The organism is Microbacterium sp. MYb64 (genome assembly GCF_002979495.1).
In the GTDB taxonomy this organism is placed as follows: Bacteria; Actinomycetota; Actinomycetes; order Actinomycetales; family Microbacteriaceae; genus Microbacterium; species Microbacterium azadirachtae_A.
Window position 1 is genome coordinate 28,890 of sequence record NZ_PCOW01000016.1, and the last position, 13,563, is coordinate 42,452.

The window sequence follows — 13,563 nt, forward strand, 5'->3', positions numbered from 1 at the left end:
CGCATGACTAAAGAGCTCAGAAGGATCAGCATCCTCGTGCTGGTCATGTTCCTCGCCCTGTTCGGCTCCGTGAGCTGGATCCAGGTCGTGCAGGCGGACGCGCTCGCGCAGAACGACGCGAACCGGCGCACGCGGCTGGACAGCTACGAGATCCAGCGCGGATCCATCCTCGCCGGGGACACGCCGATCGCCACCTCGAAGGCGTCGGGCGACATGTACTCGTTCCAGCGGGTGTACACGGATCCGCAGATGTGGTCGGCGGTCACGGGTTACTACAACCCCGCACTGGGCAGCGCGACCGGCATCGAGAAGGCCATGAACAGCGAGCTCAGCGGCACGGGGGGCTCCAACTTCCTCTCGTCGATCGAGCGCATCGTCTCCGGCCAGCCGCAGAAGGGCGCGAACGTCCGCCTCAGCCTCGACCCGGTGGCGCAGAAGGCCGCGTACGACGCACTGCAGGGCCTGCAGGGCGCCGTCGTCGCGATCGAGCCCAAGACGGGACGGATCCTCGCGATGGTCTCCACCCCCGGCTACGACACGAACAGCCTGGCCGTGCACGACTCGAAGGCCGCCAACGCCACGTACGACGGCCTCGTCGCCGACCCGAACAAGCCGCTGTCGAACCGCGCCATCGGCGGGAACATGAACCCTCCCGGTTCCACCTTCAAGCTCGTCGTGGCCGCCGCGGCGCTGGACTCCGGCAAGTTCACGATGCAGTCGACGTTCCCGAACCCTGCCGCCTTCACGCTGCCGGGCACCACCACCGCCGTGCACAACTCGTGGGGCGGGCCCTGCCCCGGCGGCGAGACCGTGAGCCTCGCCGATGCGATCCGGTACAGCTGCAACATCCCGATGGCCGAGCTCGCGGTGCAGCTCGGGGACAAGGCGATCCGCTCCTCAGCGGAGAAGTTCGGCTTCGGCAAGGAGTTCTCGCTCCCGCTCGAGTCGACCGCGTCCACGTACCCGAAGAGCCTCTCGCCCGACAAGACCGGTCTCACGGGCTTCGGACAGGGCGACGTGCGGGCGACCCCGCTGCAGATGGCCATGGTCTCGGCCGGCATCGCGAACAACGGCGTCGTGATGAACCCGCGCATGGTGGATCAGGTCCTCGGCGACGACCTGTCGGTGCTCAAGCAGATCGACAACAGCCAGTTCGGGCAGGCGATGAGCTCCGACCAGGCCGCGGCGATCACCGCCGCCATGCAGGCGTCGGTCTCAAGCGGCGCGGCGCAGGGTGCAAGAATAGACGGAGTCGACGTGGCCGGTAAGACGGGCACAGCGGAGAACGGTGACACCAACCCCTACACGCTGTGGTTCACCGGCTTCGCGCCCGCTTCGAACCCGGAGATCGCCGTTGCGGTCGTCGTCGAAGACGGCGGTGGGCAGGGACAATCCGGATCCGGTGATGCGATCGCATCACCGATTGCCAAGAAGGTCATGGAGGCGGTGCTGAAGAAATGAGGCCGACACAGGGTGTGCATTTCGGCGGTCGCTACGAGCTGCAGTCTCGGATCGCCATCGGTGGCATGGGCGAGGTGTGGGAGGCGACCGATCACGTCATCGGACGGACCGTCGCCATCAAGATCCTCAAAGACGAGTACATGGGGGATCCTGGCTTCCTCGAGCGCTTCCGCGCCGAGGCCCGCCACGCCGCCCTCGTGAACCACGAGGGCATCGCGAGCGTGTTCGACTACGGCGAGGAGAACGGCTCGGCCTACCTCGTCATGGAGCTCGTCCCCGGCGAGGCGCTCTCCACGATCATCGAGCGCGAGGGATCCCTCAGCGCCGACAAGACGCTCGACATCGTCGCGCAGACCGCCTCCGCCCTGCAGGCCGCGCACGCCGCGGGCCTCGTGCACCGTGACATCAAGCCCGGCAACCTGCTGATCACGCCGGACGGCCGAGTCAAGATCACCGACTTCGGCATCGCCCGGATCGCCGACCAGGTGCCGCTCACGGCCACTGGTCAGGTCATGGGCACCGTGCAGTACCTCTCGCCCGAGCAGGCCTCTGGACACGCCGCATCGCCGGCCACCGACATCTACTCGCTCGGCATCGTCGCGTACGAATGCCTGGCAGGGAAGCGCCCGTTCACGGGCGAGTCGCAGGTCGCGATCGCCATGGCGCAGATCAACGACACCCCGCCGCCGCTGCCGCCGACCGTGCCGCAGCCGGTGCAGAACCTGGTCATGGCCATGATCGCGAAGAAGCCGGCCGACCGGCCGAGCTCCGCGGCCACGGTCGCGCGTGCCGCGCAGGCGCTGCGCCGCGGCGACCTGAACTCCGCGGCGATCGCGGTGCCGGCCGTCATCGCCGGTGTCGTGGGCGCCGGTGCCGTCGCGGGTGCCGCCGGCGACGACGCCATGACCCAGCTCCTCGGCGCGACCCAGGGCGCGACCACGATCATGCCGACGACCGCTCAGATCCCGACCGAGGCCGATGAGGCCCCGGAGAAGAAGAAGCGCAGCCCGTGGACCTGGCCCCTCATCGCGCTCATCGCGCTGCTGGTCATCGTGCTCGGCGGCACGGTCTGGGCGCTGCTCTCGAACCAGAAGGCGCCGGAGCCCGCTCCGTCCACGACGAGCTCGCAGACCACGCCGTCGAAGACGCCGAGCCACACGCCCACGCCGACACCGACCGCCGACACCGTCGCGCTCGGCACGCTCGGCCTGATCGGGCAGACGTGCGATGCCGCCGTGCAGACGCTCAAGGGCGCCGGCCTCGACGGCACCTGCTCCACGGGCGACCACGCCCCGGCGCAGGACAAGGTCGGCACGGTCTACAGCACGGATCCCAGCGGCGGCAACGTCAAGAAGGGCACCGTCGTCCAGCTTGCGGTGTACGGCGACCTCGTGCCGATCGGCGCCCCCGATTCCGCTCCGAAGCTCGCCGGACCCGCCACCGCGGGCCAGACCGTGCAGCTGAGCTGGGCCGGGTTCGTGTGCCCGAGCGGCACCGGCAACGTGTCGGGCTACGTGGTGACCCTCACCAACGCGACGTTCGTCGGCGACGGATCCCAGAAGACCTTCGACGCCGGCACGCTCAACGCCGAGATCTCGATCGCCAATCAGCCGGGAGCACAGGTCACCGCGACCTATCTGGCGCTGTGCGGCGACAGCAAGCGCGAGAGCGGCCCGTCCCCGCAGATGGCGGATCCGATCGTGCCGGGCACCGGCCCGGTCACACCCGCTCCGACGCCCTAAGCGGCCCGAAAGCATCCAGAACAAGAGAACCAGGGGGGTCCTCTGTGGCGACGATCACGCGCGTCATGGCCGGTCGCTACCGCGTCGATGACCTCATCGGCCGCGGTGGCATGGCACATGTGCACCGGGGATACGACCTGACCCTCGGGCGCGAGGTCGCGATCAAGATCCTCGACCGCGAGCTGGCTCGCGACGCGGCGTTCCGCACGCGCTTCCGGATGGAGGCGCAGGCGGCGTCGCGCATGTCGCACCCCTCGATCGTGCGCGTCTTCGACGCGGGCGAGGACAGCACCGCCGAGGCCGGCGGCACGCCCGCCGAGCCGGTGCCCTTCATCGTCATGGAGCTGGTGCCCGGCGACCTGCTGAAGGACATCATCGCGCGCGGCCCCGTGCCCACCGTCGATGCCGTGCGCTATGCGGACGGGATCCTCGAGGCGCTGGAGTACTCCCACCGCGCCGGGGTCGTGCACCGCGACATCAAGCCGGGCAACGTCAAGGTCACCCCCGACGGCACGGTCAAGGTGATGGACTTCGGAATCGCCCGGGCCGTCTCCGACTCCTCCTCCACGGTCGCCGAGACCACCCAGATCATCGGCACGGCCGCGTACTTCTCGCCGGAGCAGGCCAAGGGCGAGCAGGTCGACGCCCGCACGGACCTGTACTCCGCGGGAGTCGTGCTGTACGAGATGCTCACCGGACGCCAGCCCTTCCGCGGGGATTCCCCGGTGGCCGTCGCCTACCAGCACGTCAGCGAGACGCCGCTGCCGCCGAGCGAGGTGCACGACGAGGAGCACCCCGCCGCCGAGCTCGCGCGCATCCGCGCCCTGGATCCGGTCGTGCTGCGCGCGATGGCGAAGGATCCGTTCCAGCGCTTCCCCGATGCGGTGTCGTTCCGCACGGCGCTCGACGACGCCGTGACCGGTGCCGCGCCCACGAAGAAGCAGCTGTCCTCGCTCACCAGCGAGCTCTACGGACCGAGCCCCCGTCACGCGCAGGAGACCGCGCGCACGCTGCGTCAGCTCTCCACCGACACGACCATGACGCGCACCCAGTCCGGCCCCCCTGTGGCATGGATCTGGGCCGGTGTCGCGCTGCTGGTCGTGCTGATGGCCTCCGTGCTGATCTGGGTGCTCGCGATCAAGCCCACCGTCGAGGTGCCGACCGCCACGCGCTCGGTGCCGAGTCTCTCCGGCCAGACCTACGAGACCGCGGTCGCGCTGCTGGCGAAGAACGACCTGCGCGCGATCCGCATCGATCAGGCGGATGCGACCGTCGACAAGGGCAAGGTCGTCAGCACGGAGCCCGAGGCCGGCGCGCACTTGGACAAGGGACAGTCGGTCACCGTCTACGTCTCGTCGGGCGCCGCGGAGGTGGCCGTGCCCCAGGTGGTCGGCCTCAGCGCGACGGCTGCGAAGGACGCGCTGACCAAGGCCGGGCTCCAACTCGGATCCGTAACGCAGAAGAACGATCCGCGCACGCAGCATGACGTCGTGCTGACCTCGAGCGTGCAGACCGACACGAAGGTGCCCCCGGGGACCGTGATCGACCTCGTCGTGGCCAGCGGCGTGGTGACGCTCAACGACCTCACGGGCTGGACCCTCGACTCGGCGACCCAGACGTTGCAGCAGCTGGGCCTGACCGCGAATCCGGTCGAGAACCCGCAGTGCAAGGCCACCGACCCGAAGACCGTCGCATCGATGTCGGCGCCCCCGGGAGACGTGCCCGTGCTGTCCACGATCGACCTGACCTACTGCACCGGCAAGTGACCTGCCGGCGTCGTCGAGCGTCCTTCGTCTCGCTGCGCTCGCTCAGGAACCGGTCCGCCCTCGGTTCCTGAGCGAGGAGCGCAGCGACGAGACGAAGGACGCCCGGATCAGGTCGCGGTCGGCGTGGGTTCGATGCTGACGTCGCCGGGGGAGATCAGCGGGCTCACCCACGGGAACACCCAGAACATCAGGCCGTAGAGCACAGCCGCGATCAGCACCAGCACGATGAACAGCCGCACCCACCACGGGCCGGGAAGGATGCGCCACAGAGCGCCGTACATCAGCTCACCGCCTTCAACGATGCCGGGGCGCCCAGTGCGCGCGGCTGGAAGCTCTCGAACACCCCGTACGCCACGATGCGCTCGGCGAGCGAGTACAGCGGCGAGCACGCCGTGAGGGTGATGTAGCGGCCCCCTGCGGCGACGCCCGGCTCCTGCGGAACGGGATCCAGCACGTCGACGCTGTCCGGCGTGACGTACTCGAGCGTGCGGAACCGATAGGTGTACCACCCCTGCTCCGTCTCGATCACGATCGCGTCGTTCAGGTGCAACCGGTCGAGCTGGTTGAAGGGCTTGCCCCAGGTGGTGCGGTGGGCGGCCATCGTGAAGTTTCCCGGCTGGCCGGGCATCCCCGACGTGGGGTAGACGCCGATCCAGCCGTGGTCGAGGGTGTCGGGCCTGGTCACCCCACCGGCGATCTGCACGTTGTAGTCGGATCCCCACCGCGGCACGTGCATCTGCGCGCCCCACGGGACGCCGTTCTCGGGCGCCGTCATCACGGGTGGCTCGTACCGGGGATGAGCAGCGTCGACGCCGTTCCCGTCGTCGATCACGGGCGGAAGGGCGGGAGCGGGACCCTTCGACCAGGCCTGGGAGATCTGCTGCCCCTTGTCGTTCGCAGAGGCGCTCATGATGATGTCGCCGATCCACATCTGCCACGCGGCGTACAGCAGCACCACGACGCCCGCGGTCAGCAGCAGCTCGCCGAGCACGCTCGCGAACGTGGCGCGGCGGCGCGGTCGTCCGCCCCGGCCGGCACGGCGCGTGGCGGCTCGCGAGGCGTCGGTCATCCCGCGATCCTACCGAGCGGACCTTGCCGCCGGACGACAGCCTGATGCCGGAGCGGCCTGTTGGGTAGACTGTGCCCATGGCACGATCCCGCAAGCCCGAAGAAGCCGTCGCAGAGAAGGTCGACGGCGACGCCGCACCCAACGCCGTGTGGTTCAAGCCGGTCATGGTCGGCTTCATGCTGCTGGGCCTCGCCTGGATCCTGGTCTTCTACATCACCGGCATGCAGTACCCGATCCCGGGTCTGCAGTCCTGGAACCTGCTGATCGGTCTCGGCATCGCCCTGATCGGCTTCCTGATGACCACCCGCTGGCGCTGACACCGCCTTCCCGCTCTCCGAGACGCCCCCGCCCGCGCGGGGGCGTTTCTGCATTCCGGCGCTTCCAAGGGCTCAGGGACCGACCGTCTCAGGGACCGCCGTGGACAACCATCCGCAGGGTTGTCCACGGATCCGAGGGGTTATCCACATTCTGGGGATGGATATGCACACCCCGTCCCCGAAGTTATCCACAGATCTATCCCCATGTGGGGAGAATTACACGCATGTCATTCCCACGGCCGGGAGGACGACGAACGGCCCCCGCCCGAAGGCGAGGGCCGTTGCGGTCCGTCGGTCAGTGACCGGCGGTGATGAGCAGGGGCGGAACGATCGCGACCACGGCCAGCAGCACGAGGACGAGCGCGGAGACGAGCCCGATCCACCAGAACTTCGTCGTGCCGCGGCCGCTCGTGCGGGCATAGATGAGGCCGATCAGCGCTCCGGCGACGAGGCCGCCGACGTGCGCCTGCCATGCGACATTGAACGCAGGCACGAAGCCGATCGCGAGGTTGATGCCGAGCACCACCAGGATCCCCACGATATTCCCGCCGAGATGCCGTCCGATCACGAGCAGGGCCGCCATGAGTCCGAAGATCGCCCCGGATGCGCCGACGGTCGACGTACCGGGCGAGATCAGCGCGACCCCGATCGAGCCGGCCAGTCCGCTCACCAGATACAGCGTGAGGAACTTCGCCCGGCCGATCAGCGGCTCAAGAATCTGCCCGATCATCCACAGCGCGAGCATGTTCAGGCCGAGATGGATGAATCCGCCGTGCACGAGCAGCGCCGTCAGCAGGCGCCAGGGCTCGAACGGCGCCCCGGACAGCGACGGGTAGAGATACCCGGCCCAGAACGACAGGTTGCTCGTGAGGAAACCACCGATACCCGGCACGAACTGCAGCAGGCTCACCGCCGACGTGATCGCGAGGATCCAGTACGTCACCATCGGACGCCCGCCGACGGCGGTCATCGAACGCGCACCCCAGCGCCGGTTCGCGCGGCGCTGGGCGGGCGTCTGGTTGCGACGCTGCTCCTGCATGCACTCGGGGCAGATCACCCCGACCGGGGCCTGAGTCTGGCATTCAGGGCAGATCGTGCGCATGCACCGCTGGCACAGCACGAAGCTCTGCCTGCCGGGATGCCGGTAGCAGAAGTTGTCGGGATTCGCGTGGAACTCCGAAGTCGTCATCCGTGCGCTCCGGAGTCCGGGGGCGGGGTCAGTTCGCGACGATGTCGACGGACTGCAGCACGACGTCCTCGACCGGGCGGTCGCCCGCTCCGGTGCGCACGGCGGCGATCTCGTCCACGACGGCCCTGGAGGCGTCGTCCGCGACCTCGCCGAAGATCGTGTGCTTGCCCTGCAGCCACGGGGTCGGGTCGGTCGTGATGAAGAACTGCGAGCCGTTGGTGCCCTCGGCCTGGCCGGTTATGGCGTTGCGACGCAGGCCGGCGTTGGCCATCGCGAGGATGTAGGGCTCGTTGAAGTTCAGCTCGCCGTGGATCTCGTCGTTGAAGGTGTAGCCGGGACCGCCGACGCCCTGTCCGAGCGGGTCGCCGCCCTGGATCATGAAGTTCGGGATGATGCGGTGGAAGATGACGTCCTGGTACAGCGCGCCCTCGCCGGGCTTTCCGGTGGCGGGGTGGGTCCAGGATCCGGTGCCGTCGGAGAGTTCGACGAAGTTCTTCACGGTGCGGGGAGCGTGGTCACCGAAGAGGTTGATGACGATGTCTCCGTGGTTGGTGTGCAGCGTGGCGACGTGAGTGGCGTGAGGCATGCGTCCATTCTCGCATCGGATCCCCTGCAGTCTCTGATTCCTCCAGGAACTTCTCCGACGCACACCCGCCACTCAGGAGCTTGTCTGGCAAGATGGTGAGTCCGAACTCCGTTTCGATTGGGAGGGCATCGTGAGCCTGAGCCGCAAGCGTCAGAAGGAACTCCGTCAGCTGCAGAGCGAGGCCGCCAAGCTGTGGGCCTCCCAGCAGGTCGTCGTCGGCGAGGCCGCGAACGTCGCCCGTGAGGCGGGTCGCCAGCTCGACAACTTCCGCCGCGAGCAGGTCGTGCCCACGGTGCAGGACGTGTACGAGCACCGCGTGGTCCCCGCCGTGGACAAGGGCGTCAAGTTCTCCCGCGATGTCGTCGACCACAAGGTGGTCCCGGCGATCGGCGGTGTCGTCGGATCCGCCCTCACCGCATGGGACATCGCGAACGCCAAGCGCACCGGGACCGTGCACGTTCCGCGCGCCGTGGTCGCCGTGCCGGCCGAGCGCAAGAGCGGCCTCGGCATCGGTGCCGTGATCGCGATCATCCTCGGCGCCGCGGCAGCCGTGGGCGTCCTGGTCGCAGCCTGGCAGGCGCTGCGCGCGGACGACGAGCTCTGGGTCGCCGACGACCCGCTGAACGCCCCCGAGGCGTGAGCACCCCCGCTTCACCGGCCCCTGAGCCCGTCGGAAGACCCGCCGACGGGTCGGATCCGCACGCCCGCGTGCGCGATGCCGCGGCCGAACGCGGCCTCGACATCGAGATCCGGCAGCGACCGGCCGCCCACAGCCTGCACGAGGCAGCGGCACTTCTCGGCCTGGATCCGTCCGGCATCGTGAAGACCCTCGTGGTCAAGCGCCCTTCGAGAGCCTCAGGGACCGGCGACACGTTCCTGTTCGCGCTGATCCCCGGCGGACGCAAGATCTCTTGGCCGAAGCTGCGCGCTCTGGTGGGCGTCAACCGGCTGAAGCTGCCGGATCCCGCCGTCGCGCTGGCCGCGACCGGTTATGAGCGCGGAACCATCGTCCCGATCGGCAGCACCACCGCATGGCCGGTGTTCGCGGATGAGACGATCCGCGGTCGGCGGATCGCGATGGGGGCGGGCGCGCACGGATACAGCCTGTTCGTCGACGGCGACGCCCTCATCTCCGCGTACGACGCGACCGTCGCCGACATCTCCGAGCCGGAGTGATCCGCACGCCCGTCCGCTGATCTCGATCGGGGAGTAGCATCCGGGCATGACGGATGCGCTGGACGCGTGGTCGGAGTTCCACGTCGCGATGCTGGGCGCGACCGCGGCCCTCGCCGGGCTCGTCATCGTCGCCGCGAGCGTCAACATCGGCAAGATCGTGGTCGCCAAGGCGCTCACCGCGCGGCTCGCCGCAGCCATCGCCGGACTCGTGCTGGCGATCCTCACCTCCGGCATCGCCCTCATCCCGCACCTCGGCGGCGGATGGTTCGGCGCACTCGTGCTGATCATCACGGCCGGAGCGACGGCGTTCCAGATGCACGCGGCCCTCTCGCTGCGGCGCGACCCCGGCCACGGCAACCCGGTGCCCAGGGCCGCCCTGGGGTTCCTTCCGCTCGCGGCGTACACCGCCGCCGGCGTACTGCTTCTCGCCGGCCAGCCTGTCGGTCTGGTGCTCGCCGCGACGGGTTCGCTGCTCGCACTCGTCGTGGCGATCGTGATCTCCTGGATCGCCCTGGTCGAGGTGCTGCGCTGACGTCAGCCGCTCAGGCCCGCCATGCCGAGGGCGATGTCGACGAGCCGCACGCGCTGCAGGCCGGCGACCTCGTCGAGAGCGAACCAGGCGGCCATGTCGGTGGATCCGTTCTTCTCGAAACGGAGCTTCCCGCTCGTGATCCGCGCCCGGTACACGATGCGCAGGGTGTGCAGCGGCTCGGTCGCGCCGGGCGTGACCCTGCGGCGGGCGGGGATCACCCGGGAGTGGATCCCGAGCAGCTCGTCGACCACCACCTTGTAACCGGTCTCCTCGCGCACCTCGCGGCGGACCGCGGCCTCAGGGTCCTCACCGGGCTCCAGCCCGCCTCCCGGCATCGTCCACGACACCCGGCGGCCCTCGGTCCACCGCGCCAGCAGCACCCGCCGGTCATCGTCGAGGATGACCGCGTATGCCGCGACGCGCATGTCCATGGTTCACACCCTAAGACGTCGCCACCGGTATGGCGCGGTCAGCTCACGCGCCGTCCGCCGAGGTGCACCTCCCGCACCTCCGCCTCGGCGAGCTCCTCCGCCGGCACGGTCAGCGGATCGCGGTCCAGCACGACGAGATCGGCGAAGAGGCCGGGCGTCAGGGAGCCGACCTCGTGCTCGCTGAACAGCTGCCAGGCCGCATTGGTCGTGTGCGCGGCGAGCGCCTGCGTACGGGAGACCGGGGTGCCGGCGGGCATGACCCGGCCGGAGCGCGTGCGGCGGGTCTCGGCCACGGCCATGTTGCGCAGCGGTTCCGCCGGCGTGACCCAGCCGTCGTTGTGGAACGTCGCACGATGCCCGGCCGCGAACGCCGCGCCGGCATCCGCCCATGCCCCGCCCCGCTCCGGGCCGAACAGGTCGTCCACCAGCACCTCGCCCCAGTAGGTGATGTGGTCGACGAACAGGCTGACGGTCACGCCGAGCGCCGCGGCACGGGCGAACTGCGCCGCGGTCATCGCCCCCACGTGCTCCAGGCGGAAGCGGTGATCGGTCAGGCCGTGCTTCTCGATCAGTTGCTCGTAGACGTCGAGCGTCTCATCGATCGCGAGGTCGCCGTGCGCATGGCAGGCGAGCTGCCAGCCGGCCGCGGCATAGGGCTCCGCGATCCCGTGCAGTTCTTCGGACGTGTAGTTCGACGCGCCGCGGTGGCCGGGCTCAAGGCCGAGCCCCCTGGTGGCAGCGGTGTCGAGATACGGGAAGCTCGTGGCGATGTTGCCGATCCACGGGGAGCCGTCGGTCCAGGTCTTGACGCCGATCTGGCGCACGAGGTCGTCCTCGGCGTCCGCGGTCCCGCCGGCGGGACCGCTCGCGCTCGACGGGCGTGCGGCGGGCGTCCCCCCGGGGCGGGACATCTCGTACCAGCGCAGCCGGAGCGGCATCCGTCCCGCGGCGCGCAGGGCGTCGACGACCGGGTTCAGCGCGGGGTTCCAGCTGAGGTCGGAGACCGTCGTGATCCCCCGACGGGAGAGGTCTGCGAAGTGCGCGCCCAGCAGTTCGACGATGTCGGCTCGAGCCGACTCCAGGAGCGGTGTCACGACCTGTTCCACGGCGGCGGCTTCGAGAGCGACACCGCTCAGCTCCCCGTCCGCGGTGCGGCCGAAGGATGCTCCTGCCGGATCGGGCGTGTCCCTGTCCACTCCCGCGAGCCGAGCCGCAGCGGCGTTGAAGTACGCCGAGTGGCCGGAGTTGTGCACGATCGCGAGGGGGGTGGTTCCGGCGAGGTCGTCGAGCAGGCGCATGTCGGGATCCGGGAGTCCGCGCTGCAGCAGCGCGTCCCACCCGCTCGCGTACACGGGACGCCCCTCGGAGGCGGCGAGCGCGACGCGCAGCGCAGACATCACGCTCTCCGCATCCGGCAGCACCACCGGCCGCAGGTCGAGCACCCGGTCGGACAGCAGCACGGCCGCCGTGCCGGGGTGGCCGTGCGGCTCGATGAGCCCCGGCATCGCCCAGCCGTCCAGCGCCACCCGCTCCGCAGAGGGATCCTTCGCCGCGAGATCCGCGATCGCGCCGACGGCGACGATGCGCCCGTCGTCGCCGACCAGGAGCGCCTCAACGAGATCGTCGGAAGCGGGGGAGAGCGGTCGGATCCGGCCCGTGAACAGCGTCGTCATGAAGCCCATCGTGCCAGGTTCGACAGCGGTGCGAGGCACCCCGCCGATCGATCAGTTCTGAAGAAGCGCCCGTCCGCGCACGTTCGTAGGCTGACGATATCCCCGGATCCGCGGGGCACCGACAGGAGGATGCCATGACCGAGAACACCGCCCCCGTGCTGACCGAGTTCGAGCGCGCCGCCGTCAAGGAGGCCGCGAAGGAGAGCCGCACCCGCGTCGCGCGGAAGAAGATCTCCGCCGAGGAGGCCCGCGCCGCCGGTGAGGCCGATGTGCGGGCCAAGATCGCCGAGATGGACGGCGAGGACGGCACGCTCGCCGAGGCCCTGCACCGCCTGGTCGCCGAGAACGCTCCTCATCTGGTGCCCCGCACGTACTACGGCATGCCGGCCTGGGCCAACGCCGCCGGCAAGGTCGTCTGCTTCTTCAAGCCCAAGGCCAAGTTCAAGGTGCGCTACGCCACGTTCGAGTTCGAGTGGCCCGCCCAGCTCGACGAAGGCGCCGTGTGGCCGGTCTCCTACGCCGTGACCGCGCTCTCCGCCGCCGACCTCGCCTTCCTCGGCGAGCGCATCCGCAGGGCCGCTCCCGCGGAGTGATGCTCGTGCCTGTTCAGGTCGCGATTTCTGCGCGCTCGCGGGGCCAATTGCCACAGAAACTGCGACCTGAGCGTGGGGAATGGGATCCGGATCGGTCATTCTCCGCGCAGGTGCGCGGCGGTGAGCACGGCCATCTCCTCATCGCTGAGCTCATCCATGCTGCGCGATTCGCGGCGGTCGGAGCGGATCCATCGCATCATCAGGATCACCAGGATCGGCACGTCGACGATCTCGGCGATGAACCACAGGAAGTCCCCGGAGAGCTGCTGATCGCGCAGCGGATTCGGGAACCAGAGCGGCAGCGCCCCCGGCCAAGGGGCGGCGTGGTCGAAGACGACGGTGCCCAGGCGCAGCAGCACACCGGGGATCGCGTCGAGGACGAGCTCCACGAACGCGAACATGAACTCGGCCACGATGAACAGGCTCGTGCGCGCGACCGTGTGCGCGGCCATCGGCAGGATCATCAGCAGTCCGAGCAACGGCACGATCGCCGACGTCGCGCCCTCGGCGATCGGGTTGACGCGCAGCACCGCCGAGAGCGGCGTGAAGAACACCGAGAACACCAGGCAGGTGAACACCGGCGCCATGATCGCGTTGCCGAAGAACTTCGCCAGCCAGGAGCGCAGGAAGCCGTTGACCCGAGCGCGGGGCCGCGAAGAGAGCACCGCGCGGGCCAGGGACACCGGGCGTCCCAGGGTGATCAGCACCGGCACCACGAACATGAGCAGGGCGATCCGCGTCGAGAAGGCCCAGCGCAGCGCCGTGCTCCAGGTGCCCAGGAACCCGAACGACACGACGGCGTAGGAGCCGAGACCCAGCAGCAGGAACATCAGCGTCAGCGACAGCGGCCAGCGGTGGCCCCTCCGGCGCAGCACCTCCACCCCGCCGAGGTAGAGGCCGGCTGCGACGATCAGCACCGCGAGCGCGGTGGGATCCAGGCTCCAGGTGCTGAGGAAGACGGGAATGGGAGGCGTGGCGGGTTCCGATCTGCAGTGCGGCCGCCGTGAGGCTACGCCCGGCTGCTATGC

At 69.6% G+C, this 13,563-nt stretch carries 15 protein-coding genes; 8 read left to right on the top strand and 7 right to left on the bottom strand.

Translation table 11 applies throughout. The features are described from left to right. Positions 1 to 3: 3 nt before the first annotated feature. The 3 genes from CQ044_RS13910 (at position 4) to pknB (ending at position 4,969) form a co-directional block, all read left to right on the top strand. Complete coding sequence (locus CQ044_RS13910; RefSeq protein WP_105689017.1) at positions 4 to 1,461, top strand: penicillin-binding protein 2; 1,458 nt, start codon at positions 4 to 6, stop codon at positions 1,459 to 1,461. Then, positions 1,458 to 3,203: a protein kinase gene (locus CQ044_RS13915; protein WP_105689018.1), complete on the top strand. Its 1,746-nt coding sequence runs from the start codon at positions 1,458 to 1,460 to the stop codon at positions 3,201 to 3,203. The genes CQ044_RS13910 and CQ044_RS13915 overlap by 4 nt, the downstream gene beginning before the upstream one ends. 65 nt (positions 3,204 to 3,268) lie before the next feature. Further along, positions 3,269 to 4,969 (top strand): Stk1 family PASTA domain-containing Ser/Thr kinase, encoded by a 1,701-nt coding sequence (gene pknB, locus CQ044_RS13920; protein WP_181158330.1) that lies wholly within the window; start codon positions 3,269 to 3,271, stop codon positions 4,967 to 4,969. 107 nt (positions 4,970 to 5,076) lie between these two features. Here pknB and CQ044_RS19620 read toward each other — a convergent pair whose 3' ends face one another. Further along, positions 5,077 to 5,250, bottom strand: a complete 174-nt coding sequence (locus tag CQ044_RS19620; protein WP_181158326.1) for a hypothetical protein — start codon at positions 5,248 to 5,250, stop codon at positions 5,077 to 5,079. Continuing rightward, positions 5,250 to 6,038 carry a class E sortase gene (locus CQ044_RS13925; protein ID WP_105689020.1) on the bottom strand — a complete coding sequence of 263 codons (789 nt, stop codon included), beginning with the start codon at positions 6,036 to 6,038 and terminating at the stop codon, positions 5,250 to 5,252. The genes CQ044_RS19620 and CQ044_RS13925 overlap by 1 nt, the downstream gene beginning before the upstream one ends. A gap of 77 nt (positions 6,039 to 6,115) precedes the next feature. Here CQ044_RS13925 and CQ044_RS13930 point away from each other — a divergent pair, with 77 nt between their 5' ends. Beyond that, positions 6,116 to 6,355: a cell division protein CrgA gene (locus tag CQ044_RS13930; RefSeq protein WP_045271301.1), complete on the top strand. Its 240-nt coding sequence runs from the start codon at positions 6,116 to 6,118 to the stop codon at positions 6,353 to 6,355. Between the two features lie 295 nt (positions 6,356 to 6,650). Here the strand turns inward: CQ044_RS13930 and CQ044_RS13935 are convergent, their stop codons facing one another. Next, entirely contained in the window at positions 6,651 to 7,544 is an 894-nt protein-coding gene (locus tag CQ044_RS13935; RefSeq protein WP_105689021.1) for a rhomboid family intramembrane serine protease, read from the bottom strand. A gap of 28 nt (positions 7,545 to 7,572) precedes the next feature. Then, positions 7,573 to 8,130, bottom strand: a complete 558-nt coding sequence (locus CQ044_RS13940) for a peptidylprolyl isomerase (protein WP_045271303.1) — start codon at positions 8,128 to 8,130, stop codon at positions 7,573 to 7,575. 130 nt (positions 8,131 to 8,260) lie between these two features. Here CQ044_RS13940 and CQ044_RS13945 point away from each other — a divergent pair, with 130 nt between their 5' ends. The 3 genes from CQ044_RS13945 to CQ044_RS13955 all read left to right on the top strand — a co-directional run bounded on the left by CQ044_RS13945 (position 8,261) and on the right by CQ044_RS13955 (position 9,838). Further along, a complete protein-coding gene (locus tag CQ044_RS13945; protein ID WP_045271304.1) occupies positions 8,261 to 8,770 on the top strand; it encodes a hypothetical protein in 510 nt (169 codons plus the stop codon). 68 nt (positions 8,771 to 8,838) lie between these two features. Further along, a complete protein-coding gene (locus CQ044_RS13950; RefSeq protein ID WP_105689022.1) occupies positions 8,839 to 9,306 on the top strand; it encodes an aminoacyl-tRNA deacylase in 468 nt (155 codons plus the stop codon). 46 nt (positions 9,307 to 9,352) lie between these two features. Next, positions 9,353 to 9,838 (top strand): hypothetical protein, encoded by a 486-nt coding sequence (locus CQ044_RS13955; RefSeq protein WP_105689023.1) that lies wholly within the window; start codon positions 9,353 to 9,355, stop codon positions 9,836 to 9,838. A gap of 2 nt (positions 9,839 to 9,840) precedes the next feature. Here the strand turns inward: CQ044_RS13955 and CQ044_RS13960 are convergent, their stop codons facing one another. Next, positions 9,841 to 10,269: an NUDIX hydrolase gene (locus CQ044_RS13960; protein WP_105689024.1), complete on the bottom strand. Its 429-nt coding sequence runs from the start codon at positions 10,267 to 10,269 to the stop codon at positions 9,841 to 9,843. 38 nt (positions 10,270 to 10,307) lie between these two features. Then, positions 10,308 to 11,942 carry an amidohydrolase gene (locus CQ044_RS13965; protein WP_105689025.1) on the bottom strand — a complete coding sequence of 545 codons (1,635 nt, stop codon included), beginning with the start codon at positions 11,940 to 11,942 and terminating at the stop codon, positions 10,308 to 10,310. 134 nt (positions 11,943 to 12,076) lie between these two features. Here CQ044_RS13965 and CQ044_RS13970 point away from each other — a divergent pair, with 134 nt between their 5' ends. After that, the gene (locus tag CQ044_RS13970; RefSeq protein WP_105689026.1) at positions 12,077 to 12,535 is read left to right on the top strand and encodes a DUF1801 domain-containing protein; all 459 of its coding nucleotides are present in this window, start codon (positions 12,077 to 12,079) and stop codon (positions 12,533 to 12,535) included. A 95-nt stretch (positions 12,536 to 12,630) separates the two neighbouring features. Here CQ044_RS13970 and CQ044_RS13975 read toward each other — a convergent pair whose 3' ends face one another. Next, entirely contained in the window at positions 12,631 to 13,452 is an 822-nt protein-coding gene (locus CQ044_RS13975; protein WP_105689027.1) for a cytochrome c oxidase assembly protein, read from the bottom strand. Positions 13,453 to 13,563: the final 111 nt, after the last annotated feature.

What these genes read in the sequence shown, in the direction of transcription:
- CQ044_RS13910 (WP_105689017.1), top strand. Translation starts at nt 4, where the DNA reads ATGACTAAAGAGCTCAGAAGGATCAGCATCCTCGTGCTGGTCATGTTC.
- CQ044_RS13915 (WP_105689018.1), top strand. Translation starts at nt 1,458, where the DNA reads ATGAGGCCGACACAGGGTGTGCATTTCGGCGGTCGCTACGAGCTGCAG.
- pknB (WP_181158330.1), top strand. Translation starts at nt 3,269, where the DNA reads ATGGCCGGTCGCTACCGCGTCGATGACCTCATCGGCCGCGGTGGCATG.
- CQ044_RS19620 (WP_181158326.1), bottom strand. Translation starts at nt 5,250, where the DNA reads ATGTACGGCGCTCTGTGGCGCATCCTTCCCGGCCCGTGGTGGGTGCGG.
- CQ044_RS13925 (WP_105689020.1), bottom strand. Translation starts at nt 6,038, where the DNA reads ATGACCGACGCCTCGCGAGCCGCCACGCGCCGTGCCGGCCGGGGCGGA.
- CQ044_RS13930 (WP_045271301.1), top strand. Translation starts at nt 6,116, where the DNA reads ATGGCACGATCCCGCAAGCCCGAAGAAGCCGTCGCAGAGAAGGTCGAC.
- CQ044_RS13935 (WP_105689021.1), bottom strand. Translation starts at nt 7,544, where the DNA reads ATGACGACTTCGGAGTTCCACGCGAATCCCGACAACTTCTGCTACCGG.
- CQ044_RS13940 (WP_045271303.1), bottom strand. Translation starts at nt 8,130, where the DNA reads ATGCCTCACGCCACTCACGTCGCCACGCTGCACACCAACCACGGAGAC.
- CQ044_RS13955 (WP_105689023.1), top strand. Translation starts at nt 9,353, where the DNA reads ATGACGGATGCGCTGGACGCGTGGTCGGAGTTCCACGTCGCGATGCTG.
- CQ044_RS13960 (WP_105689024.1), bottom strand. Translation starts at nt 10,269, where the DNA reads ATGGACATGCGCGTCGCGGCATACGCGGTCATCCTCGACGATGACCGG.
- CQ044_RS13965 (WP_105689025.1), bottom strand. Translation starts at nt 11,942, where the DNA reads ATGACGACGCTGTTCACGGGCCGGATCCGACCGCTCTCCCCCGCTTCC.
- CQ044_RS13970 (WP_105689026.1), top strand. Translation starts at nt 12,077, where the DNA reads ATGACCGAGAACACCGCCCCCGTGCTGACCGAGTTCGAGCGCGCCGCC.